The 22,180-nt window shown below is 68.6% G+C and carries 19 protein-coding genes; 8 read left to right on the plus strand and 11 right to left on the minus strand.

Translation table 11 applies throughout. From position 1 onward, the window contains the following. Positions 1 to 332: 332 nt before the first annotated feature. The 6 genes from ACWDEX_RS23545 (at position 333) to ACWDEX_RS23570 (ending at position 7,433) form a co-directional block, all read left to right on the plus strand. Positions 333 to 2,219, plus strand: a complete 1,887-nt coding sequence (locus ACWDEX_RS23545) for an amidohydrolase (protein ID WP_450465806.1) — start codon at positions 333 to 335, stop codon at positions 2,217 to 2,219. 142 nt (positions 2,220 to 2,361) lie between these two features. Next, positions 2,362 to 3,024, plus strand: coding sequence for a hydrolase (locus ACWDEX_RS23550; protein ID WP_450465851.1), 663 nt, complete (start codon positions 2,362 to 2,364; stop codon positions 3,022 to 3,024). A gap of 54 nt (positions 3,025 to 3,078) precedes the next feature. Then, the gene (locus ACWDEX_RS23555; RefSeq protein ID WP_450465807.1) at positions 3,079 to 3,603 is read left to right on the plus strand and encodes a DoxX family protein; all 525 of its coding nucleotides are present in this window, start codon (positions 3,079 to 3,081) and stop codon (positions 3,601 to 3,603) included. Further along, on the plus strand, positions 3,584 to 4,321 hold the full coding sequence (locus ACWDEX_RS23560; RefSeq protein ID WP_450465808.1) for a YoaK family protein: 738 nt from the start codon (positions 3,584 to 3,586) through the stop codon (positions 4,319 to 4,321). Before ACWDEX_RS23555 ends, ACWDEX_RS23560 begins: the two co-directional genes overlap by 20 nt. A gap of 174 nt (positions 4,322 to 4,495) precedes the next feature. Continuing rightward, positions 4,496 to 6,169, plus strand: coding sequence for an MFS transporter (locus tag ACWDEX_RS23565; RefSeq protein ID WP_450465809.1), 1,674 nt, complete (start codon positions 4,496 to 4,498; stop codon positions 6,167 to 6,169). A 409-nt stretch (positions 6,170 to 6,578) separates the two neighbouring features. Next, the gene (locus tag ACWDEX_RS23570) at positions 6,579 to 7,433 is read left to right on the plus strand and encodes an NmrA/HSCARG family protein (RefSeq protein ID WP_450465810.1); all 855 of its coding nucleotides are present in this window, start codon (positions 6,579 to 6,581) and stop codon (positions 7,431 to 7,433) included. Between the two features lie 339 nt (positions 7,434 to 7,772). Here the strand turns inward: ACWDEX_RS23570 and ACWDEX_RS23575 are convergent, their stop codons facing one another. The 3 genes from ACWDEX_RS23575 to ACWDEX_RS23585 form a co-directional block, all read right to left on the minus strand. After that, entirely contained in the window at positions 7,773 to 9,449 is a 1,677-nt protein-coding gene (locus ACWDEX_RS23575) for an SWIM zinc finger family protein (protein ID WP_450465811.1), read from the minus strand. Positions 9,450 to 9,864: 415 nt separating this feature from the next. Then, complete coding sequence (locus ACWDEX_RS23580; RefSeq protein ID WP_450465813.1) at positions 9,865 to 10,203, minus strand: GNAT family N-acetyltransferase; 339 nt, start codon at positions 10,201 to 10,203, stop codon at positions 9,865 to 9,867. Positions 10,204 to 10,240: 37 nt separating this feature from the next. Next, complete coding sequence (locus ACWDEX_RS23585) at positions 10,241 to 11,230, minus strand: pirin family protein (protein WP_450465814.1); 990 nt, start codon at positions 11,228 to 11,230, stop codon at positions 10,241 to 10,243. 119 nt (positions 11,231 to 11,349) lie between these two features. Between ACWDEX_RS23585 and ACWDEX_RS23590 the strand changes: the two genes are divergently transcribed. Next, on the plus strand, positions 11,350 to 11,829 hold the full coding sequence (locus ACWDEX_RS23590; RefSeq protein ID WP_450465815.1) for a carboxymuconolactone decarboxylase family protein: 480 nt from the start codon (positions 11,350 to 11,352) through the stop codon (positions 11,827 to 11,829). Positions 11,830 to 11,988: 159 nt separating this feature from the next. On the opposite strand, the gene ACWDEX_RS23595 is transcribed toward ACWDEX_RS23590, so the two are convergent. The 4 genes from ACWDEX_RS23595 to ACWDEX_RS23610 all read right to left on the minus strand — a co-directional run bounded on the left by ACWDEX_RS23595 (position 11,989) and on the right by ACWDEX_RS23610 (position 17,692). Next, positions 11,989 to 13,350, minus strand: a complete 1,362-nt coding sequence (locus ACWDEX_RS23595; RefSeq protein ID WP_450465816.1) for a dihydrolipoyl dehydrogenase family protein — start codon at positions 13,348 to 13,350, stop codon at positions 11,989 to 11,991. 209 nt (positions 13,351 to 13,559) lie between these two features. Next, positions 13,560 to 14,174, minus strand: coding sequence for an FMN reductase (locus ACWDEX_RS23600; RefSeq protein WP_450465817.1), 615 nt, complete (start codon positions 14,172 to 14,174; stop codon positions 13,560 to 13,562). Beyond that, positions 14,171 to 15,268, minus strand: coding sequence for an LLM class flavin-dependent oxidoreductase (locus ACWDEX_RS23605; protein WP_450465818.1), 1,098 nt, complete (start codon positions 15,266 to 15,268; stop codon positions 14,171 to 14,173). Before ACWDEX_RS23605 ends, ACWDEX_RS23600 begins: the two co-directional genes overlap by 4 nt. 129 nt (positions 15,269 to 15,397) lie before the next feature. Beyond that, entirely contained in the window at positions 15,398 to 17,692 is a 2,295-nt protein-coding gene (locus ACWDEX_RS23610; protein WP_450465819.1) for an ATP-binding cassette domain-containing protein, read from the minus strand. 306 nt (positions 17,693 to 17,998) lie between these two features. On the opposite strand from ACWDEX_RS23610, the gene ACWDEX_RS23615 reads away from it, so the two are divergent. Next, positions 17,999 to 18,436, plus strand: coding sequence for a MarR family winged helix-turn-helix transcriptional regulator (locus ACWDEX_RS23615; RefSeq protein ID WP_450465820.1), 438 nt, complete (start codon positions 17,999 to 18,001; stop codon positions 18,434 to 18,436). Between the two features lie 190 nt (positions 18,437 to 18,626). Here ACWDEX_RS23615 and ACWDEX_RS23620 read toward each other — a convergent pair whose 3' ends face one another. The 4 genes from ACWDEX_RS23620 to ACWDEX_RS23635 are packed head-to-tail and all read right to left on the minus strand — an operon-like array spanning position 18,627 to position 22,175. Beyond that, positions 18,627 to 19,904: a sulfate adenylyltransferase subunit 1 gene (locus tag ACWDEX_RS23620; protein ID WP_450465821.1), complete on the minus strand. Its 1,278-nt coding sequence runs from the start codon at positions 19,902 to 19,904 to the stop codon at positions 18,627 to 18,629. 2 nt (positions 19,905 to 19,906) lie between these two features. Beyond that, positions 19,907 to 20,842 carry a sulfate adenylyltransferase subunit CysD gene (gene cysD / locus ACWDEX_RS23625; RefSeq protein WP_450465823.1) on the minus strand — a complete coding sequence of 312 codons (936 nt, stop codon included), beginning with the start codon at positions 20,840 to 20,842 and terminating at the stop codon, positions 19,907 to 19,909. Next, positions 20,839 to 21,375, minus strand: a complete 537-nt coding sequence (cysC, locus tag ACWDEX_RS23630) for an adenylyl-sulfate kinase (RefSeq protein ID WP_450465825.1) — start codon at positions 21,373 to 21,375, stop codon at positions 20,839 to 20,841. The genes cysD and cysC overlap by 4 nt, the downstream gene beginning before the upstream one ends. Next, a complete protein-coding gene (locus tag ACWDEX_RS23635; RefSeq protein ID WP_450465827.1) occupies positions 21,372 to 22,175 on the minus strand; it encodes a family 3 encapsulin nanocompartment shell protein in 804 nt (267 codons plus the stop codon). Before ACWDEX_RS23635 ends, cysC begins: the two co-directional genes overlap by 4 nt. Positions 22,176 to 22,180: the final 5 nt, after the last annotated feature.

Genomic DNA, 22,180 nt, shown 5'->3' on the forward strand with positions numbered 1-22,180 from the left:
TTTCCGGCCAACGGCCCGGATTGTTCGTATCGAGTACTCCGGTGCCGCCGATGTTCACGGTAGAAGCACGGTGTGGGCGGCCATTGCCCACGAGCGCACCACTGATGTCCTCACAGCGCACTCGATGATACGGAGAGCCAATGCGCTGTGAGGCACGTTCCAGTGCGCTGGCAGAACACACAAGGGAATCCACCGCGCCTAGCGTGACGGCTCAGCGGCTGCGGTTCGCCCGTCAATCGACTGCGAACACTCGCGCATTCCCCGTTCTTCGTCCGCCGACATCGACCACAGCGGACATCGACATCATTCATCCCGGAGAGGGCCGTACAAACATGTCACCAATGCCGGTCGGCGGACTGGCTCCCCAAGCAGCCGACGAAGCAGCGGACCTCGTCGTCCGTAACGCCAAGGTCCATACGGGGGACTCGAAGCGCCCGCACGCCGAGGCGATCGCCGTCCGGGACGGCGTCATCACGGTCGTCGGCGACGACAAGGACGTGGCCTCGCACATCGGTACGGCCACGAAGGTGGTGGACGCCCTCGGCCGACGGGTGATACCAGGCCTCAACGACGCCCATCTGCACGTCATTCGTGGCGGGCTCAACTACGTACTGGAACTGCGCTGGGACGGCGTCCCCACGCTGCGTCAGGGTCTGGCGATGCTGCGGGAGCAGGCCGCTCGCACCCCGAAGGGCCAGTGGGTACGGGTGGTGGGCGGCTGGTCGGCCGAGCAGTTCGCCGAGCGGCGGCTGCCGACACCGGCTGAACTGAACGCCGCGGCCCCGGACACTCCGGTGTTCGTCCTGCACCTGTACCAGTCGGCCGTGCTCAACCGGGCGGCGCTCAAGGCCGCCGGATTCGACAGGAACTCCCCCGATCCCAAGGGTGGTCAGATCGTACGCGGCCGGGACGGTGAGCCGACGGGTATGCTGCTGGCCGCGCCCAGCGCCCTCGTCCTCTACTCGACCCTCGCCAAGGCGCCGGTGCTCCAGGGCGAGGACCGGAAGACCTCGACCCGTCATTTCCTGCGCGAACTGAACAGGTTCGGCCTGACCTCGGCCATCGACGCCGCCGGCGGATTCCAGAACTTTCCCGACAATTACAGCACCGTCATCGAACTGGCGAAAGCCGGTCAGTTGTCGCTGCGCATCGCCTATCACCTCTTCCCGCAGACAGCCGGCCAGGAGATAGCCGACCTGACCCGCTGGATCGAAATGGCCGGCCCCGAAGACGGTGACGAATGGCTGCGCCTCAACGGCGCGGGAGAGAACCTCACCTGGGCAGCGGCGGACTTCGAGAACTTCACCCAGCCCCGCCCGGAACTCGCCGGTTTCGAGGTGGAGTTCGAGAAGGCGGTACGTCTTCTCATGGAGAACGGTTGGGGCTTCAGGCTGCACGCCACGTACGACGAGACCATCCGCCGGGACCTCGCGGTCTTCGAGAAGCTGGCCGCGGAGGGACTCTTCCCGGCCGGGAACCGGTGGTTGTTCGACCACGCGGAGACCGTCTCCGCGGACAGCCTTGACCGCATCGCCGCGCTCGGCGGTGCCATGTCCGTGCAGAATCGTTTGTCCTTCCAGGGTGAAGCGTTCCTGCGCCGCTACGGCCCCGGCGCCGCCGCGGACGCCCCACCGATCCGGGCCATGCTGGACCGCGGGCTGACGGTGGCCGCCGGCACCGACGCCACCCGGGTCTCCACGTACAACCCCTGGGTGGCCCTGCACTGGCTGGTCAGCGGCCGTAACGTCGGCGACCTGGTGCTCCGCCCCCCGACCAACCGTGTCGACCGGCAGACCGCGCTGACGATGTTCACCCGGGCCGGCGCCGAACTGACCGGCGAGGAGAACGTCAAGGGCGTACTGCGCCCGGGGTGCTACGCCGACCTCGCGGTCCTGTCCGACGACTACTTCTCCGTGCCCGAGCCGGAGATCCCCCACATCGAGTCACTGCTCACCGTCACCGGCGGCCGGATCGTCTACGCCGCCGCCGAGTACGAGGGACTCGACGAGGAGCTTCCGCCCGTCAGCCCCGCCTGGAGCCCGGTGGCGCACTTCGGCGGCTACCAGGCGTCCCGGCAGGGCCTTTCGGGAGTCCGCCAGGCGGAGTCGCTCGGCGCGGCCGTCGCCGAGTCGGAACAACATCGTGTGTGGCGCGTACGGCGTGGTCTGACCCCGGACGGCACCGGCGACACGCCCTTCGATCCCTGCTTTTCCCTCTAATACCGCAGCACCGGCACTCCCGAGAGGGGCCAGGCCACGAGCCGCCCCTCTCGGGACACCACCCATCAAGCCCCGTCCACCGGACGGTTCTTACCCGACGCGGACGCCCGTCCGCGCCGCTACTCATGTGAAAGGCACCCTCATGGTCGACATCACCGAGGTCACCGCAACTCCCAGCGCCGACCTCATCACCCCCGACAACTGCGCCGTGCTGTTCGTGGACCACCAGCCGCAGATGTTCTTCGGCACCGGTAGCAGTGACCGCACCGCGATCATCAACTCCACGGTGGGCCTGGCCAAGGCCGCCAAGGTGTTCGACGTCCCGGTCGTCCTGAGCACCGTTGCCGCCGAGTCCTTCTCCGGCCCGATCATGCCGCAGCTGCCGGCCGTCTTCCCCGGCCACGAGATCATCGACCGCACCTCGATGAACGCCTGGGAGGACTCCGCGTTCGTCGAGGCGGTCAAGGCCACGGGGCGCAAGAAGCTCGTCATAGCAGGTCTGTGGACCGAAGTCTGCGTCGTGCTGCCCACGCTCTCCGCCCTCGCTCAGGGCTACGAGGTCTATGTGGTCACCGACGCCTCCGGCGGTGTCAGCCCGCAGGCCCATGAGCACGCCGTGCAGCGCATGATCCAGGCCGGCGCGGTCCCGGTCACCTGGGTGCAGGTGCTCCTGGAGCTCCAGCGCGACTGGGCCCGCACGGAGACGTACGCGGCCGTGACGGACGTGGTGAAGGAGCACGGCGGCACCTACGGCCTCGGCCTCGTCTACGCGCAGGCCGTCATCGGCGCGCACACGGCGGGCTGATCCCGCACCGATCGAGGAGCGTCAAGGACGGATGTCAGGAACAGGCAGGAAACGATGAACACTGGACTGCTGGTGCTCCGGCTGGTGGTGGGTCTTCTCATCGCCGGCCACGGAGTGCAGAAGGTGAGCTTCCGGCTCGGGGGCCACGGCTTGGCAGGCGGGACCGAGGAGTTCCGTCATGACGGGTTCCGCGGCGGCCGACTGACCGCGGTCGTCGCGGGCGGCAGTCAGATCGGGGCCGGCCTGTTCCTGACCGCCGGTCTGCTCACGCCCCTGGCCGCGATGGCCGCCATGGGTGTGATGACGGTCGCGGGCACCGTCAAATGGCCCATGGGCCTTTGGGTACAAGACGACGGGTATGAGTACCCGCTGGTCCTCGTCGTCGTCTCCGCGGCACTGGCCCTCACCGGGCCGGGCCAGTGGTCCCTCGACCACGCGCTGGGCATGTCTCCCTGGCCGCTGTGGGTCTCCGCTGCCGCGATCGTGCTAGGCCCCGCCAGCGGGCTGCTCACCCGCGTGGTGTTGCACCGTCGGCCCACCGTGATGGAGAGGAAGCCGTATGCGCCGGCTACTGACTGACGCGTTCCACACGATCGCGCCGCCCAGGGGGGACCTTCATGGCCCGCTGCCTCCCCTGATGCTGACGCTGACCGTGGTCACCGGTCTGGTGGACGCGGTGAGCTTTCTCGCGCTCGGACACGTCTTCGTCGCCAACATGACCGGCAACGTGGTGTTCCTGGGATTCGCGCTGGTGGGCGCGCCCAACCTCTCCGCGCTCGCCTCCGTCGTCGCGATGGCCGCGTTCCTTCTCGGTGCGCTCGCCGGAGGCAGGCTCGGAACCCGGTTCTCCGCCCATCGCGGGCGCCTGTTGAAGACGGCCGCCGCGGCACAGACGGTCCTGGTCGCCATCACCGTCGCCGTCGCCGCGGCCGCCGACGGCCGGGTCACCACCGGTGTTCAGTACACGCTGATCGTGGTCCTCGGGCTCGCCATGGGTCTACAGAACGCGGTCGCCCGGCGCCTTGGGGTTCCGGACCTCACCACGACCGTACTGACCCTGACCTTGGCAGGGCTGGCGGCTGACTCCACCCCGGCCGGCGGTGCGGCACCGCGAACGGGCCGCCGGACCCTGTCCGTGCTTGCCATCTTCCTCGGAGCCGTCGTCGGAGCCAAGCTGATCCTGCAAGGGCATCTTGTACTCACCCTGGGCTTGGTCCTGCTGCTCCTGGCGCTCGTTTCCGTGGCCACGCATCGCCTGTCCGCCACCCAGGCCGCCTGGATCCGGCCGCCGTCCTGACAGCTCAGGCGGGCGGCTCGCTGCCCCGGGGCCACCGCGCTGCGCGACGACAACCGGTGCACTCTCGGTCAACGGCCTTCCAGCAGCGGCCCTTACTGTCGCAACCACTACGCCCGCGGGGCAGGCGGCTTCCGTCCGGACAGTCGCCTGCCCCCCACACTGGTCTGGACGAGCATGAGCGCCGCCCCTTCACCACCCGCATCGGCATCATCCGAGTCCCCGTGGGCGCCGCTTGCCGCGCGCGTCTTCCGGGCGCTGTGGATCGCTCAACTGGGCTCAAACATCGGCAGCTGGATGCAGACGGTGGGTGCCCAGTGGCTACTGGTCGAGGACAACGCCGCCCTCGTGACACTCGTCCAGACCGCCTCCAGTCTTCCCGTTGTCCTGCTGGCCTTGCCCTCCGGGGTGATCGCCGACCGTTTCGACAGGCGTTCGGTGCTGCTGGCCGCCCAGTTCGCGATGCTCACGGTGTCCGGCGTGCTGGCTGTGCTGGCGTTCACGAACGCGCTGACGCCGACGGTGCTGCTCGTCCTCACCTTCCTCCTTGGGTGCGGCACCGCACTGATGGGCCCGGCCTGGCAGGCGATCCAGCCGGAGCTGGTGGAGCGCCGCCGGCTCGATCAGGCGGCGGCGCTGGGCGCGGTGAACATCAACCTGGCCCGCGCTGTCGGCCCGGCACTTGGCGGGGCGGTGGTCGCGGCGGCGGGCGCAGGGTGGGTTTTCGCCTTCAACGCGGCCTCATACCTGGGCATCGCGGCTGTCCTGTTGGGGTGGCGGCGCCCGGAGACGGTCTCCCCTGCCGTGAGAAGCGAACGGCTACTGACCGCTCTGCAGGCCGGTCGCCGCTATGTGTGGAACGCGCCTGGCGTGCGCCGAGTCCTCCTGCGAACGCTCCTGTTCATCCCGGGCGGCGCTGCCCTGTGGGCACTGCTGCCCCTGAGCGCGAGCCGCTCCCTCGGCCTCGGCTCGGGTGGATACGGACTCCTGCTGACGGCAGTTGGTACGGGGGCGGTGGCGGGTGCCTTCGCGCTGCCCCGTATCCGCCGCGTACTGGGGGCCAACGGCACGCTCGCCGCCGGCGCGCTGATGTTCGCCGGGGTACTGGCCGTCCTGGGCACAGTCCGAACACCGTGGCTGGTGACGGTCGCTCTGCTGCCTGCGGGTCTCGCCTGGATCGGTGTACTGTCCACGCTCAACGCGGCCGTGCAGAAGCGGCTTCCAGGCTGGGTCAGGGCTCGTGGGCTCGCCGTCTATCTCCTGGTCTTCCAGGGGGGTCAAGCGCTGGCGGCGCCGCTGTGGGGTGCGGTGGCCGACTGGCTCGGCCTCACCGCCTGCCTCTTGATCGCCGGCGCCGTGATGCTGCTGAGCGCCGCCAGCGTACGCCGGTGGCCTCTGCACGACACCGAGGACATCGACCCCTCGCCGTCCGACCACTGGCCCGCTCCTCCCCTGGTGTTCGAAGCAGGCGAGGCGGACGGGCCGGTCCTGGTCTCCGTCGTCTACCGCGTTCCCCCGGACAGCCGCGCCGAGTTCACGGACCGCATGAACCGCGTCTCGCGCTCCAGACGCCGTACGGGAGCTCTCACCTGGGGCCTCTACCAGGACGGCAACGACCCGGAACGCTTCATCGAGAACTACCTGGTCGCCTCCTGGGCGGAACACCGCGCCCAGCACCACACCCGTCTGACAGTCACCGACCGCCGTCACGAGGAGCAGGCTCGTGAACTGCTCGTCCCAGGGGCTCTGCCGGAGGTGACTCATGCATTCGACACCGTGTCGGGCCCCGCTGTTCCGGATCAGGGCGGCACTCGGGTAAAGGAGTCCGGCGACGCCGAGTCCGGCTCGTAGTGCCGGGGATGTCGGACCTCCAGCGCCGTCATGTCACCGCGCCGCTCGCCCCGCCCCTGGAGCCGGGCCCTGACCCGGTCGGCTTCCGGGTGGCCGAGCGTGGTGAGGAGGCGAGGGCCTGTTCCCAAGCGGCATGTGCGTCCTCGTGGGCGCCGGTCACAAGGTGGGTGTCGCCGATGCGGTTGAGCGTCTCGGCCTCCAGGTACGGGGCGCTGAGTGGTTCGTCGCGACTGGTGACGACGGTGAGAGAGCCGGGCGTGCCGAGACCGGCAATGCCCGGCCTTCACGAGGCCCACTGGAAGGGGTGAATGGACACAACGCTGGGCGTGTCCTCCGGGAGTGATGGTTACCGTTGAGGCCGGCGCTGATGATGCGTTGCCGCGTCTGCCCCAAGGAAGGACATTCTTCAATGGTCGATGAGCCGATCTTGGTACTTGCGGCAACCGGGGGACAGGGCAGGGCTGTGGCCGACGCGCTGCTGGGTCGCCGGGCCCGGGTCCGCGCACTGGTGCGCGACCCCGAGCGGAGAGCGGCGCGGGAACTGGCTGGCCAGGGTGTCGAAGTGATGGCGGGGTCGTTGAGCGATCGCGGGTCGCTCGCCGCTGCGATGAGCGGGATGGCGAGGGTCTTCGCGTTCACCACTCCCTTCGAGGCCGGTGTGGAGGCGGAAGTGGGCCAGGGACAGGCAATCCTGGCTGCCGCTCAGGAGACGGGCGTGCCGCATCTCGTGTTCAGCTCGGTCGCCGGCGCCGACCAGCAGAGCGGGGTACCGCATTTCGACAGCAAGGCACGCATCGAAGCCGAGCTGGCCGCTGGTGATGTACCCCATACGATTCTGGGACCGACGTATTTCTTCGACAACGCTCTTGCCGGAGCGGAGCGTATCTTCGGCGGCATTCTCGACCTGCCGTTGCCGCCCGATCGGCCGTTGCAGCAGCTGGCCCGCACCGACCTGGGTGCGTTCGCGGCGGAAGTGCTGCTCAATCCCGGGCCCTACGCCGGTCGACGTATCGAACTGGCCAGTGATGCGCCCACTCCCCGTCAGATGGCGGCCGCACTCGGCGCGGCGCTGGGCCGGGAAGTCCGCGATCAGCAAGTGCCTCTGACCGCGATCACCAACCCGGACATGCATGCGATGTGGACGTTTCTGAACGGCCCCGGCTACAGCGTCGACATCCCCGCGCTGCACGCTGCCCACCCGGAGGTCCACTGGAGCAGCTTCGCCGACTGGGCGCACTACACGTTCCCGACAGCGGCCCACTGAAGGGGCCCATGAAAATCACGGATTGATGCCAGGAGTCATCGCAGTGGCGAAAACGTGAACGCCAGGTGTTGCGGGGGCATCATCGGTTTCCACAATCCGGCCGCCCCTCGTCGTCCAGCGCATCCTGTGCAGAACCGCCGGCCACGGATCACTGACAACCATCCAGCGCTACCTGCACCCAGACGTGCACCGAACCCGACCGTGGTCGCCCGCTGACGCGGTCAAGCGCGCCGGTCCAAAACTGGTCCCCATCCGCCTGGCCATGGGGCGTGCAGAGCACCATCGGACCGCAGGGATGCGAGGTCAGCGTGGCCTGGTGGCTCCGAGGCGCCGTCCGGCTCACAGACCGTGTTCGTCCATCAGGCGCATCAGGTTCCGCTTGCGTTTCTGAGCGAGGCGCAGGGCGGTGATGTACTCGGCGAACTCTTCCTCCGTGCCCAGGCGACGGTGGCAGTCGCGGATGCTCAGCTGCAGGGCGACCAGTTGCTCGTAGACCGTGTTGCCCGTCTGCTTGGTCAGTGGTTCGGCCAGGCGTAGGTAGACGCCGAGGGCGTCGGCGGGGCGGTCGGACCGTGCCCGGTCGGCAAGGGCGCGCCACTGCCGGTCCTGGGCGCCGGTTCGGGTGGCAGCCTGCCAGGCTGCGTCGATGTCCTTGTCGTCGAGCAGGGCGTCGACCAGGACGGGGCCGCCGTACCGGCCCGGTTGTCGCCGCTCCGCGTCGGCATACAGCAGGGCAAGGGCTCCCCGACGCTCGGTCGGCCAGCAGTCCGCAGCTCGCGCGGCGGACCGCAGCTGCTGGTACGAGGCCAGGGTGCGGCCGGCGCGGAAGTGCTCACGGCGGATGGAGACGGCATCCGGCAGACGCTCCGCCTGGGTGTAGCGGTCGCAGAGGTAGTCGACGAGGGCGGTGTCGATGGCGGCGAGGTCACGGGTTTCCCGGATGCCGCGTTCTGCCCAGCGCAGTGCCTCGTCGGTGCGCCGGGTGGTGTCCAGCTCGCGGGCGATGACCAGGTGCGTGTGACCGTTCGGTGAGAGGTCGGCCGCGTGCACGGCGATCACCGCGTCGACATCGCCTCCTGCCTTGGCCAGACGTTCCATCAGGTACTTCTCCGCCCAACCACGACGGTTGCCCCGCCACGCCTCGACCGCGGACTTCCGCAGGACCGCCATTCCCTCTTCGCCGAGGACGTCCTCGTAGTCGAGTGGATCGATGTCGGTCAGACCGTCGTCGATGTCGCCGAGCGCATGACCGACCAGCCAGCGCGCGAGCTCCTCGGGGTCGGGGCGTGCCGCGCGGCACGCGTCGAGGTGGGCGTCGGCGAGGTCTGCACCGATCTGCCCCAGCCGGCCGTCCGAGTCGTCGACGCTCTCCTCCGCCTCGGCCAGCAGCTTCATTGCCTCCCGCGTCAGGGTGAGCGCGTCGTCGGCCCGGCCGGAGCCGGTCAGTGCCCTGATCGCGGACACCGCCTGCGCGGCCTGGTCGGCGTAGGCGCGGGCATCGGCGTACTCGACGTACCCGTACTGTGCGAAGGGGCCGATGTCGAGCAGGCCGCGGATGCGGGACCGGACCGCGGCAAGGTCGCCGCGGGCGGTGGCGGCCCGCAGTTCCAGGCGTCGCCGGAACTGCCGGTCCTCGTCCAACTGTTCTCGCAACACAGCGAGCAACTCGTCCCTGGACAGGGCGGAAAGCCAGCCGTCGAGGTTCTGCGCGCGCTCCTTGGCTGCCTTTCGCTGCCGCGGCAGGCTCGCCTGCTGGGCAAGCACCTTCAGGCCGAGGGCGACCAAGTGCTTGCAGAAGTTGCCCTCCAGGCCGTACGGGCAGTCGCACTCGCCGGCGAGGCCGCCGGGCCCGTCCAACGACAGCTCCACCTCGTACCGTTCCGTTCCGTGGACGGACGCGGTGATCCAGCCGTCACCGACCTCAACCTCGGACACCACGTCGAGGTACCCGAGGCCGCGATCGAAGGAACGGGCACCAGCCAGCTTCTTGAGGTTCACCTCAGTGAGGCCACGCATGATTCTTTCCGCCCTGCCATGTTGTGCAGTTGATTGCCCGTCAGTTTAGGCGGCGGCCGGGGATGCGAACGGCACAGTTCCGCTCCGCCACAGGGGAGGGAAAGTCGTCCCGGGTCAGGGCAGACGGTGCAGGCGCTACCGAGGACGGTGTCCTCGCGCAGGCGGTTGAACCCGAGGCGCTGGGCGACGGAAGGTGAGGCTGTGTTTCCGTGATGGATCACGGCAGTGATCTGTTTGAGCCCCAGGCCCCATCATGTGGCTCCCGCCGGCGACCATGACCTTCCGCTCACGTCATCTGGTGTGGCCCGTCCCGCCGTCACCCGCCGTGCGCCTGCCGGCGGTGGGTGTGGGCCCGGACGATGTGGTGGTAGGCGTCGGCCGTTGAGTCCAACGGCCGGCTTGAAGAGGCGTGCGGTCAGCCGAGTTCCGTGTCCAGCCACTGCAGGACCTCGGGGGTCACGGGGTCGGTGATGTCGGAGAACTCGTCATGCTTCGTCAGGAACTTGGCAACGTACGGGCAGACGGGCACGATCCGCTTTCCGGAGTCGCGCACGTCGGTGAGCGCCTCCTGGACCAGCAGGGAGGCCAGGCCCTGTCCGGCGAAGGCCTCGTAGACCACAGTGTGGTAGAAGACGCGCTGATCACCGCGGTCGCGATAGGCGGTCAGTCCGGCGCGCGTGCCGTCGACCAGGATTTCGTAGCGGTTCTTGGCGTCATTCCGCTCCACGGTCGGAGCGGTGGAATGCTGGCTCATCGGGTGCCTCTCAAACGGGGATGACGGGTAGGACAGTTCAGTGGCGCGGTGGATTCCTGCGCGGCCTGATGACGGCGTTCGGCAGAGCGGGGGCGGGCAGACGGTCTCCGGCATATCCTTCGACGGCGCCGAATCGTTCAGAGGAGTTCTGCCAATCGTCGCGGGCTTTCGCAATGTCTTCGTGGCTGCGCCCGATGAAGTTCCACCACATGACGATCTCCTCCTCGAACGGGGTTCCGCCGAGCAGGACCGCCCGTGCGATGCCGTCCGACTCGTTCGTCAGCGTCAGTTCATCAATGCCCGGGTGGGCGTAGCCAAGTTCCGCGGGGCCCACGAGAGTGTCGGCCAGGCGCACCTCCCCTTGGTCGACCAGGAGGCCGTGCTCGAAGCCGGGGTCCACGACGAGCGTGAGGGTCGAGCGCGGCTGGAGGACGATCTCGGCGCCGAGCAGGGGCGTGAAGGTCCGCACCGGAGAGGCATGACCGACGAGGGAACCCAGAAAGACCCTGATCTCGGCCCCGTCGATCCGCACGGGCTCAGGTACGTAGTGCTGGAAGTCCCGGTCGGTGTTGCGGTGCTCCCCTGGCAGCGCCACCCACAACTGGACGCCGTGCAGGATGGTGGTCCGCTCAGTGGAGACCTCCGAGTGGCTGATGCCGTACCCGCCCGTCATGAGGTTCAGCTCGCCGGGCCGTACGTAGGCGTGGCTGCCCAGGCTGTCGCGGTGCTCGATCTCACCGCTGAACAGCCAGCTCACCGTCTGCAGCCCGGTGTGCGGATGCGGGGCGACATCCATGCCGCCGGTCACCGAGACGTCGTCGGGGCCGTAATGGTCGGCGAAGCACCAGGCACCGATCAGGGTCCGGGAGCGCTGCGGCAGGGTCCGCCGCACGGTCATCGCCCGGGGACCGCCGAGGGGCACAGCACGCGGGGTCAGTACATCGACCCGCGCCGTCTCGATCGGGCGCTCGCCGTCCTTCGGCGCGCCGCCTCGCAGCTCCATCGATTTCGTCTCGGCACTGCTCACCGTGGACACCTCCTAAAAATGTTCTAGATTCAACTATCATGCCTGAAGACAGACCGTCCACACCAGCAGGTACACGCCACACGACAAGGGAGCCGGACAGGCCCCGGAGGAGTCCCAGGTTGAGCGCCCACACGAGGGGTTCCACGCCCCAGCGGATCTTCATCGACAAGCAGAGCCCCACCGCCTATCACGCGCTGGTACAGACCTCGGAAGCGGTCCGCGCGGTCGCCGCCGAGGCAGGGCTCGACCGAACGCTCGTGGAACTGATCAACCTGCGCGTCTCGCAGGTCAACGGCTGCGCGTACTGCCTCAACGTACACACCAAGGCGGCCGTTCGCGCGGGCGAGACCGCACAACGGCTCGGTGTGCTGGCGGCCTGGCGGGACACCGAACTGTTCACTCCCGACGAGCGCGCGGCGCTCGCGCTCGCGGAGGCGACCACCGACCCCGGTGACGCTACGCTGCAGGAGGCCGCCTACGACAACGCCCGCGAGGTGCTCACCGACGACCAGATCTCGGCCGCCGTCTGGGTCGCGGTCACCATCAACGCGTTCAACCGGGTCTCGATCATGAGCAAGCACCCGGTGCGGCCGCAGTAGACGGTCCCCGCGGCCGTCCCCGCAGGAGATGACTCGATCGTTTCCCAGGCAGCGATCCTCGTCACCGAGGCCAACGAACTGCCGGTACCGCTTGCTGTCAGGAAGCGAGTGACACACCGACCTGCCTGGGCTTTCGACGCGGCACGCGTGAGGACGGGGTCAGCCCAGTGCCGCCAGCGCCGGTTCCACGGCACGGTGGAACGTCGGGTAGGTGTAGATCATGTTCCGGAGTCGCTCGACCGGCACCTCCGCGTGGACGGCGACGTTCAGCCCGTACAGCAGCTCGCCCCCGGCCGGTCCCGCGGAGGTCGCGCCGACCAGGACACCCCGGTCCGCGTCCTCGATCAGCTTGATGAACCCCTCGCCACCCTGCCCATGGATCCACCCGCGCGTCGAGGAGGAGTTGGGCATCACGGCGGTCCGCACCCGCAGGCCAAGGTCGCGGGCCTGTCGCTCGGTGAGTCCCACGGCCGCGATCTCGGGGTCGGTGAAGGTGACGCGGGGCAGCGCACGGTAGTCGGCATCGGGGCCGGGCCGGTCGAGGATGTCGCGGACGGCGATCTGGGCCTGGTACATCGACACATGCGTGAAGGCGCCACGGCCGGTGATGTCGCCGACCGCCCACAGCCCCTCCGCCGCCCGCATCCGGCCATCCGTGGATACGATCCCCGCCGCGGGATCGAGCCCCACCGTCTCGAGGCCCAGGTCGGTGAGCTCGGCATGGCGCCCGGTGGCGACGAGCAGCCGTTCCGCGCGCAGGGGCTCCGTCCGACCTTCCAGAAGTACGTCGAACTCCGCGCCGTCATGGCTGACTTGACGGGCGTGAACGCCGGTGAGCACGCTCACGCCATCCGCACGCAAGGACTGCGCCGCGAGTTCCGCGGCTTCCGGCTCCTCCTGGGACAGCAGCCGACCCTGTCCCTCGATCAGGGTGACGCGGCAGGCGAAGCGGGCGAAAACCTGTGCGACCTCCACGCCGATGGCACCCCCGCCCAGGACAATCATCGACGTCGGCAGGTCCTTGGTCGCCATGGCGTCCCGATTGGTCCAGTACGGCGTCGCGGCAAGGCCGGGTACGGACGGGATCCGGGGCCGGCTGCCCGTGGCCAGCACGACGCCCCGGCGGGCCTCCCAGGTGCGCCCGTCGACGGTGACCCGTCGCGGCCCGGTGAGGCGCCCCCGTCCACGGACCAGACGGCCGCCCTTGGCCGCGAGGCGGGCGGCTGCCACCTGGTCGTTCCAGTCGTCGGTGGCTTCTTCGCGGATGCGACCGGCTACGCGCCCCCAGTCAGGGGTGACATCCGTGTCCCCGGCAAGGGCGGGGACACGGCGGGCTTCGGCGAGCAGGTTCCCGGCCCGGATCATCATCTTGCTGGGCACGCATCCCCAGTACGGGCACTCGCCCCCGACGAGTTCCGCCTCGACACCGACAACGTCCAGGCCGGCCTCGGCCAGCGTGCCCGCGGCATACTCGCCGCCGGGTCCAAGGCCGACGACGACCACGTCCACCTGCTCGTTCACTCGCACACTTCTCCGTCCGTACGGTCATTCGACCTGCCGTGCACCGAGGCTAGGACCGTGCGGCGACTGCCCATGTCCGTGAGCGCACGGCTGTCGGTCCGAGAGCGCACGCCGAAGGCCCGAGGGCGCCTTTGGCGCGCTTCCGGCATCACCACATGCGCTCCTGGACAACGCGTCCCCGGCATACACGCGGCCGGTCGGGGTTGGCCTCAGTCGAAGCGCAGGTCGGAAAGCTGGCGTTCGAGTGCGGTGATGTCGTCCTCGGGCACCGTGTCGGCCGGGCGGGCGGCCATGAGCGCGGCCAGCTCTCCGCCCGCCCGCCGTATGCGTGCGGGCAGGCCCTCCACGTACTCGTCGCCGCCTGATCCCCAGTCCTCGGACGCCGCATACACCGCGGTGGGGACGACGATGGCACGCAGGTAGGCGAAGAGCGGCCGCATGGAGTGCTCCAGGACCAGGGAGTGGCGGGCCGTGCCTCCCGTCGCGGCGACCAGGACCGGTTTGCCGGTGAGTGCTTCGGGATCGATCAGGTCGAAGAAGGACTTGAACAGCCCGCTGTAGGAGGCGGTGAACACCGGAGTCACGGTGATCAGGCCGTCGGCGCCCGTCACTGTGTCGATCGCCGCGGCCAGTTGCGGCGGCGGGAATCCGGTCAGGAGGCCGTTGGCGATGGCGACGGCCAGCTCGCGCAGCTCGATGACGTGAATCTCCACGTCATGCCCCTGCGCGACGAGTTCACCGCGAACCGACTCGGCGAGACGGTCCGCGAGAAGACGCGTGGAGGACGGAGTGCTCAATCCTGCGGACACGGCGACCAGCTTCATGCGGTGGTCACTCCCTTCGAGGACTCCGCTGCGGCGACCCGCGCCGCGTGCGTCGGCGCGTCCGGCACGTCGGCCGGGCGGCCGCCGGCGAACTCCTTGCGCAGCACGGGTACGACCTCTTCACCGAGCATGTCGAGCTGTTCCAGAACGGTTTTCAGGGGAAGACCCGCGTGGTCCATCAGGAAGAGCTGCCGCTGATAGTCGCCGACGGTCTCACGGAAGGCCAGCGTCCGTTCGATGACCTGCTGGGGAGAACCGACGGTCAATGGAGTCTGCTCAGTGAAGTCCTCCAGTGACGGACCGTGCCCATAGACGGGCGCGTTGTCGAAGTAGGGACGGAACTCCCGTACGGCGTCCTGTGAGTTCTTCCGCATGAACACCTGCCCACCGAGACCGACGATGGCCTCTTCGGGTCGACCGTGACCGTGGTGGGCGTACCGCCGCCGGTACAGCTGGACCATCCGTCTCGTGTGCTCGGCAGGCCAGAAGATGTTGTTGTGGAAGAAGCCGTCACCGTAGAAGGCCGCCTGCTCGGCGATCTCCGGGGACCGGATGGAGCCGTGCCAGACGAACGGTGCTACGCCGTCCAGCGGACGGGGCGTTGACGTGAACGCCTGCAGGGGCGTACGGAACTTCCCCTCCCAGTTGACGACGTCCTCGTGCCACAGGCGGCGCAGCAGCGCGTAGTTTTCCTTGGCCAGATTGATGCCCTGGCGAATGTCCTGCCCGAACCACGGGTAGACCGGCCCGGTGTTGCCACGACCCAGCATCAGGTCGACCCGGCCATCGGCCAGGTGCTGGAGCATCGCATAGTCCTCGGCTATCTTCACCGGGTCGTTGGTGGTGATCAGCGTCGTGGCCGTGGACAGGATCAGCTTCTCGGTGCGGGCCGCGATGTAACCCAGCATCGTGGTCGGGGACGATGGTACGAACGGCGGGTTGTGGTGCTCACCGGTCGCGAAGACGTCCAGTCCGACCTCCTCCGCCTTGACCGCGATGGTGACCATCGCGTTGATGCGTTCGTGCTCCGACGGAGTACGTCCGGTGGTCGGATCGGTTGTCACATCACCGACCGTGAAGATACCGAACTGCATGGGCCCCTCTTCTTCCGGTAATCCTGCGAGGTGGGCAACGGTAGTCGCCGGTCGCACGGTGGTCATGACTGTGCGTGCACCGGAACGAGCACCCCAGCGCCCCAACGGTGGAGCCTGGTGCGGTGGCCTTCAGCGTTGACCGTGCGCTGCCAGGTCCTCGGCGAGGTATCGGCCGGTGTGCGAGTCGCGTGCCCGTACCAGGTCCGCCGGGGTGCCCTCGAACACCACTCGGCCGCCGTGCCGGCCGGCCTCGGGACCGAGGTCGATGATCCAGTCCGCATGCTTGAGCACGTCAAGGTCGTGTTCGATCACCACCACCGTGTTGCCGCCGTCGACCAGCCGGTCGAACAGGGCGAGCAGCTTGCCCAGATCCGTCATGTGCAGGCCGGTGGACGGCTCGTCGAAGACGTAGACACTGCCAGAGGTGTGCAGCCGGTGCGCCAGTTTGAGCCGCTGGCGTTCACCACCGGAGAGGGTGGACAGGGTCCGCCCAAGCGTGAGGTAGCCGAGGCCGACCTCGGTCAGCAGGGCCAGTTTGCGGCGGACGGGCGCGTCTTCGAAGAAATCGATCGCCTGCTCGGCCGTCATGGCGAGGACGTCCACGATGGTCCGGCCGGACAAGGTGTGGCGCAGCGCTTCCTCATTGAACCGGTGTCCCTCGCAGCGCTCGCAGACCGTGGTGACCGGGTCCATGAACGCCAGGTCGGTCTCGATCACCCCCCGGCCCTGGCACTCTGGGCAGGCGCCTGTGGAGTTGAAGCTGAACAGGCCGGGGTCGGCGCCGCAGGCGCGGGCGAACAGCCGCCGGACGGTATCCATGATGTCGAGGTAGGTCCCGGGGGTGGAGCGGGAGGAGATCCCGATCGAGGACTGGTCGACCACGACCGTCTCCTGCGGATACCGGTCGACCAGTTCCCGGGCGAGCGAGCTCTTGCCCGATCCGGCGACGCCGCTCAGCGCCACGAGCACACCGGTAGGCACGTCGACCGTGATGTCCTTGAGGTTGTGCAGCCGGGCGCCGCGGATCGTCAGGTTTCCCCGTGGGGAACGCCGTTCGGGTTTCAGCCCCGGAACGGAGGCCAGGCCGCGTCCGGTCGGGGTGTCGGCATGCCGCAATCCGGCCAGAGTGCCTTCGTAGACCACCTCGCCGCCCTGGTTGCCAGCGCGGGGCCCCATGTCCACGACATGGTCGGCGACGGCGATCACATCCCGGTCGTGCTCCACCACGAGCACTGTGTTTCCCTTGTCCCGCAGCCCGAGCAGCATCTGGTTCAGGCGCCGCACGTCACGCGGGTGCAGGCCTACGCTCGGCTCATCGAAGATGTACGTCAGACCGGTCAGACTGCTGCCCAGGTGTCGCACCGTCTTCAGACGCTGGGCCTCACCGCCGGAGAGCGTGTTGGTCTGGCGGTCGAGGCTGAGGTAGCCGAGCCCGACCGCGTCGATCCTGCGCAGGGCGGACAGCGCCGCCTGCACCACCGGTTTGACCGAGGGCGCGTCGATCCGCTCGAGGCGACGGGTCAGATCGGTTGTCTCCAGGGAGCAGTAGTCCGCGATGTTCTCTCCCGCGATGCGCGAGTCGAGCGCCGCCGATCCCAGTCGGGCGCCGCCGCAGGCTTCGCAGGAGCCCTCGGTCACGACCTGCTCCACCGCCCCACGTTCCTTTGACTTTAGGGCGTCCAGGCCTGGCTTGATGTAGCGGCGGGTGAAGCGCAGCACGATGCCTTCGTACTCGTTCTTGTAGATGCCGTGTCGGCCGGCCCGGTCGACCTTGAACCCCGAACCGTGCAGAAGCAGTTCGCGGTCCTCGGCGGAGTATCGCCGCAGTGGCAGGTCGGGGTCGAAGAGTCCGGACTCCGCGTAAAGCTGCCACTGGAAGGTGCCGACGGCGAAGGACGGGAAACGGATGGCGCCCTGGTTGAGGCTCTTGTCCTGATCCAGCAGCCGGTTCAGGTCCAGCCGCACCATGGATCCGAGCCCCTCGCATTCGGTGCACATCCCGCGCGGATCGTTGAAGGAATACCTGTGTGAGGGGCCCGCGCTGGGCGTGCCGTGCCGGGAGAACAGCACCCGCAGCATGGGGTGGATCTCGGTCATGGTGCCGACTGTGGAGCGGGCGTTGCCGCCGACCGGACGCTGGTCGATCACGATCGCTGTGGACAGGTTCTCGATGACCTCCGCGTCGGGCCGCTCGAACTTGGGCAGCCGGTTGCGGATGAAGGCCGGGTAGGTCTCGTTGAGCTGCCTCTGTGACTCGACCGCGATCGTCCCGAAGACGAGCGAGGACTTGCCAGAGCCGGATACTCCGGTGAAGACGGTCAACTGCCCCTTGGGGATGCGCAGACTGACACCCTTGAGGTTGTTCTGCCGTGCTTCACCCAGAACGATGTGGTCACCCGGGACCGGTGATAGGTGGGACGCCATGCCGTTCCTCTTCCATGGAAGATCAGCAATATGATTTCTTTATGGAAAGCTATCCCATCAAGGCAATCCCCTCAATCAGCGACGGAGCAGCCTGCCGCCTGATCACCACCGAAGGCGACCACTCGACAGTCGGGGTATACTAATTTCCTTATAGACACTACCTCTGAGTTGCGACTGCTTGGCGAAGCGGCCGTGCACGTGGAGCGCGAACTGCCGCCGGCTGCTCCGCCTCGGGTGCCACACCGAGCCTCTTCCCCAACCCATCACCCAAGGGCGCTGATGACCCGAATCGACCCTCCACAACGTGTGCCTCAGGCCTTGGCCGCGCCGGACGAACTGGAGGACGCACTCTCCCACCTGCAGTGCGTCCTGGTCGCCCGCCGCACTCGGTCGAATCCGGAAGGCGTCACCTGGCAGCAGTACGACGTGCTCGAACTGCTACGCATCCGGGGCCCGATGACTCCTTCGGCGCTGAGCAACTCACTCGGAGTGTCACGGGCAACCACGTCCAAGGCGCTGCGTGTCCTGAAGGACCTCGGGCTCGTCGGCCAGCGCACACTCGGCGAGGATCGACGCGAACTGACCACTTCACTCACCCCGGCCGGTGAGACCTTCCTCACTCGGGTCGCCGAGCAACGACGCGAGAACGCCCGCATCGTGGAGACCGCCCTGAGCCCCGGCGAACGAGCGATGTTCGCGGAGCTGTGCCACAAGGCCGCCAACACCCTGGAGCCACACCTGTAACCGACTCTTCGGGCAGGATGTGCCCCCGGAGAACCACCGGACGGACGCTCCTCGGCGGGCCAACCTTGCCTGCCGGGGCACTGGCCTGTTCGCGTCAAGGGCCCCCTCGCCGGCTTCATCGTCGACCAGGGTGCCCTTCTCTCACGCATCCGGCCGCCGGCTGCCCGTGTTCCGGCTGGGCGCCTGACGGTTACGAGCGCTCCGCCATTCCCGCGGTGAGTGTGGTGCCGTCGGCGGGGTCCATCAGCAGGAAGGAACCGGTACGCCGGAAGTCGGCGTAGGCGTCGATGGGCAGTGGCTCCGCGGTGCGGATGACCACCCGGCCGATGTCGTTGGTGGTGAGCACACCGGGCGAAGCGTCTTGGGACAGGTCCTCGAGCGCCAGCCGGAAGGGGATGTCCTCCACGATGGCCTTGACGGTACGGGTGCTGTGCTTGAGCAGCACCCGGTCGCCGGTCTTGAGCGGCCGTTCGTGCAGGTGACAGACGGTGGCCTCGACGTCTCGGGTGGTCGCCGGGGCGGCACCCGTGGGGGTGATCAGGTCGCCGCGGGAGATGTCGACGTCGTCGGCCAGCAGCACGGTCACCGACTGGGGTGCCCAGGCCACGTCCACGGCCCGGCCGAGCGCGTCGATGCCCGTGATCGTGGAGGTCACACCGGAGGGCAGTACGGTCACCTGGTCGCCGACACGGAGCACGCCGGAGGCGATCTGGCCGGCGTAGCCGCGGTAGTCGGGGTGCTCCGGGGTCTGCGGGCGGATCACGTACTGGACCGGGAAGCGGGCCGGGTCGTCGGAGGGGGCCGAGCCGACGGGCACGGTCTCCAGGTGCTCCAGCACGGTGGGGCCGCCGTACCAGTCCATGGTCGCCGACGGGTCCACGACGTTGTCGCCGTTCAGCGCGGAGATCGGGATCGCGGTGACCTCCGGGACACCGAGCCGGGTGGCGTAGGCGGTGAACTCCTCGGCTGTGCGCGCGAAGACGGGCTCGGCGTGGTCGACCAGGTCCATCTTGTTGACGGCCAGGACGACGTGCGGGACACGCAGCAGAGCGGCGACCGCGGCGTGGCGGCGGGTCTGTTCGACGACGCCGTTGCGGGCGTCGACCAGGATGATGGCCAGTTCGGCGGTGGAGGCGCCGGTGACCATGTTGCGGGTGTACTGAACATGGCCGGGCGTGTCGGCAAGGATGAACCGGCGCCGGGGGGTGGCGAAGTAGCGGTAGGCGACATCGATGGTGATGCCCTGCTCACGCTCGGCGCGCAGTCCGTCGGTGAGCAGCGCCAGGTCCGGGGCCTGCTGGCCCCGGTTGCGGGATGCTGCTTCCACGGCCTCCAGTTGGTCCGCCAGCACGGACTTGGAGTCGTGCAGCAGCCGCCCGACCAGGGTGGACTTGCCGTCGTCGACCGACCCGGCGGTGGCGAAACGGAGCAGCGAGGTCGCGCTGGTGTCGATGGTGGTGCTGGTCATGACTAGAAGTACCCCTCGCGCTTGCGGTCTTCCATCGCGGCTTCGGACAGCTTGTCGTCGGCGCGGGTGGCGCCCCGCTCGGTGAGCCGGGACGCGGAGATCTCGGCGATGACCTGCTCGATGGTGGTCGCGTCGGAGTCGACGGCGCCGGTGCAGGACATGTCGCCGACCGTGCGGTAGCGGATCAGTCGGATCTCGGTGGTCTCGCCCTCCCGTGGCCCGCCCCATTCGCCGGCGGTCAGCCACATGCCGTTGCGCTTGAAGACCTCGCGCTCGTGGGCGTAGTAGATCTGAGGGAGTTCGATCTTCTCGCGGGCGATGTACTGCCACACGTCCAGCTCGGTCCAGTTGGACAGCGGGAACACGCGGACGTGCTCGCCCGGGGCGTGCCGGCCGTTGTAGAGCTGCCACAGTTCGGGGCGCTGGCGGCGCGGGTCCCACTGGGAGAACTCGTCGCGCAGGGAGAAGACGCGCTCCTTGGCGCGGGCCTTCTCCTCGTCGCGGCGGCCGCCGCCGAAGACCGCATCGAACCGCTCGGCGGCGATCTTCTCGGTCAGCGGCAGCGTCTGCAGCGGGTTACGGGTGCCGTCGGGACGCTCGCGCAGCCGACCGCTGTCGATGTACTCCTGCACCGAGGCGACATACAGCCGCAGCCCGTGCCGGGCCACCGTCCGGTCGCGGTAGTCCATCACCTCGGGGAAGTTGTGCCCCGTGTCCACGTGCAGCAGCGAGAACGGCACCGGAGCCGGGGCGAACGCCTTCAGTGCCAGGTGCAGCATGACAGTGGAGTCCTTGCCACCGGAGAAAAGGATCACCGGCCGCTCGAACTCACCCGCCACCTCACGCAAGATGTGCACCGCCTCGGACTCCAGAACGTCCAGGTGCGACAGCGCGAACGAGTTCTCGGTGTCCTTTGCCGAGACAGTCGCCGTCGTCATGCCAGGCCCCTTTCGGTCAACAGCGCGTGCAGCACCGCCACGGACTCGGCAACGGTCTGCCGGTGCGACTCGATCCGTAGATCCGGTGTCCGCGGTTCCTCGTACGGGTCGTCGACACCGGTCAGTCCGCTGATCTCGCCCGCCGCCTGCTTGGCGTACAGGCCCTTCACATCACGCGCCGAGCACACGCCCACCGGAGCGGCGACATGCACCTCGACATACGTGGTGCCCGCCGCGTCATGGCGCATGCGCACCGCCTCACGGCTGTCCGCGTAGGGTGCGATCACCGGCACCAGCGCCTTCACGCCGTTGCGCGCCAGCAGTTCGGCGACGAAGCCGATCCGCTGGACGTTGGTGTGCCGGTCCTCACGGCTGAAGCCCAGGCCCGCGGAGAGGAACTCGCGGATCTCGTCGCCGTCGAGCACTTCCACTCGGTGCCCCTCCTCGCGCAGCCGTCCCGCCAGCTCGCAGGCGATGGTGGTCTTGCCGGCGCTCGGCAGACCGGTCAGCCAGATCGTGGCGCCATCACTCATGCCGGTACGACATGGAAGAAGTGGGTGGGCAGCTGCACGGCGACGCCTTCGTAGACCTCTGCACAGACCGCTGTGCCGGGCCGGTCGAAGGTCCCTTGCGGCGGCTCGGCAACCTTGATCACCGAATGGCCCGCTTCGAGCAGCCGGGCGGCCATCGCGAAGTCGCCGACCACCGCATGCCCCGGGGCCACGTGCCGGTTGCGGCAGATCATGACCTTTTCCCGGGCGAGGTCCTGAAGCACGCTGCCCGCGCCGACCAACTCACCGTAGTAGTCCGCAGGGTTCACGATCAGGGCGTGACCGGTTCCGCCGGTCTGCTCGATCTCCTCGAAGGCGGCGAGTACGCCCGCGGTGTACGAGTCCTTGTAGGGCAGCGGTGCCACATCGGGGTTGTCCAGCAGGTCTCGGGTGAGTGCCAGGTTCTCCGCGGTGCCGAGGCGGACCATCAGGCGGCGGTCGATGAAGGACGCCAGGGCCTCCGGTTCCTTGGCAAGGTCTTCCGGTATCTGCACCCATCCGGTGATCGGCCGCACACCGTACTCGGCCACTGAAAACCGGAACGCGGCCTCACGCAGCCTGCGTTCCGGCGACGCCTCGTCCGCGCCCGGCCGGTTCTCGAACCACGACCGGACCGTGCCGGTGGCGGCGCGCTGCTTGCGGAAGAGGTTGCGTACGGTCAGGCGCGGCCGGTCGTTCGTGGGCTGGAAGGCGTCGCTGAGCGTGAAGTCGAAGTCGACCTGGGCGTGTTCGGGGTCGGTCAGGAAGGCTTGGGCGAACCGCTCGCCGGGCGTGTCGGTCATGGTGA

The organism is Streptomyces sp. NPDC001020, from assembly GCF_053599115.1.

Bases quoted from the DNA above. Each gene is read 5' to 3' on its own strand.
- ACWDEX_RS23600 (WP_450465817.1), bottom strand. From the start codon at position 14,174: ATGAAGCTGGTCGCCGTGTCCGCAGGATTGAGCACTCCGTCCTCCACG.
- ACWDEX_RS23570 (WP_450465810.1), top strand. From the start codon at position 6,579: ATGGTCGATGAGCCGATCTTGGTACTTGCGGCAACCGGGGGACAGGGC.
- ACWDEX_RS23635 (WP_450465827.1), bottom strand. From the start codon at position 22,175: ATGACCGACACGCCCGGCGAGCGGTTCGCCCAAGCCTTCCTGACCGAC.
- ACWDEX_RS23555 (WP_450465807.1), top strand. From the start codon at position 3,079: ATGAACACTGGACTGCTGGTGCTCCGGCTGGTGGTGGGTCTTCTCATC.
- ACWDEX_RS23550 (WP_450465851.1), top strand. From the start codon at position 2,362: ATGGTCGACATCACCGAGGTCACCGCAACTCCCAGCGCCGACCTCATC.
- ACWDEX_RS23610 (WP_450465819.1), bottom strand. From the start codon at position 17,692: ATGGCGTCCCACCTATCACCGGTCCCGGGTGACCACATCGTTCTGGGT.
- cysC (WP_450465825.1), bottom strand. From the start codon at position 21,375: ATGAGTGATGGCGCCACGATCTGGCTGACCGGTCTGCCGAGCGCCGGC.
- ACWDEX_RS23560 (WP_450465808.1), top strand. From the start codon at position 3,584: ATGCGCCGGCTACTGACTGACGCGTTCCACACGATCGCGCCGCCCAGG.
- ACWDEX_RS23575 (WP_450465811.1), bottom strand. From the start codon at position 9,449: ATGCGTGGCCTCACTGAGGTGAACCTCAAGAAGCTGGCTGGTGCCCGT.
- ACWDEX_RS23545 (WP_450465806.1), top strand. From the start codon at position 333: ATGTCACCAATGCCGGTCGGCGGACTGGCTCCCCAAGCAGCCGACGAA.
- ACWDEX_RS23620 (WP_450465821.1), bottom strand. From the start codon at position 19,904: ATGACCAGCACCACCATCGACACCAGCGCGACCTCGCTGCTCCGTTTC.
- ACWDEX_RS23605 (WP_450465818.1), bottom strand. From the start codon at position 15,268: ATGCAGTTCGGTATCTTCACGGTCGGTGATGTGACAACCGATCCGACC.
- ACWDEX_RS23580 (WP_450465813.1), bottom strand. From the start codon at position 10,203: ATGAGCCAGCATTCCACCGCTCCGACCGTGGAGCGGAATGACGCCAAG.
- ACWDEX_RS23565 (WP_450465809.1), top strand. From the start codon at position 4,496: ATGAGCGCCGCCCCTTCACCACCCGCATCGGCATCATCCGAGTCCCCG.
- cysD (WP_450465823.1), bottom strand. From the start codon at position 20,842: ATGACGACGGCGACTGTCTCGGCAAAGGACACCGAGAACTCGTTCGCG.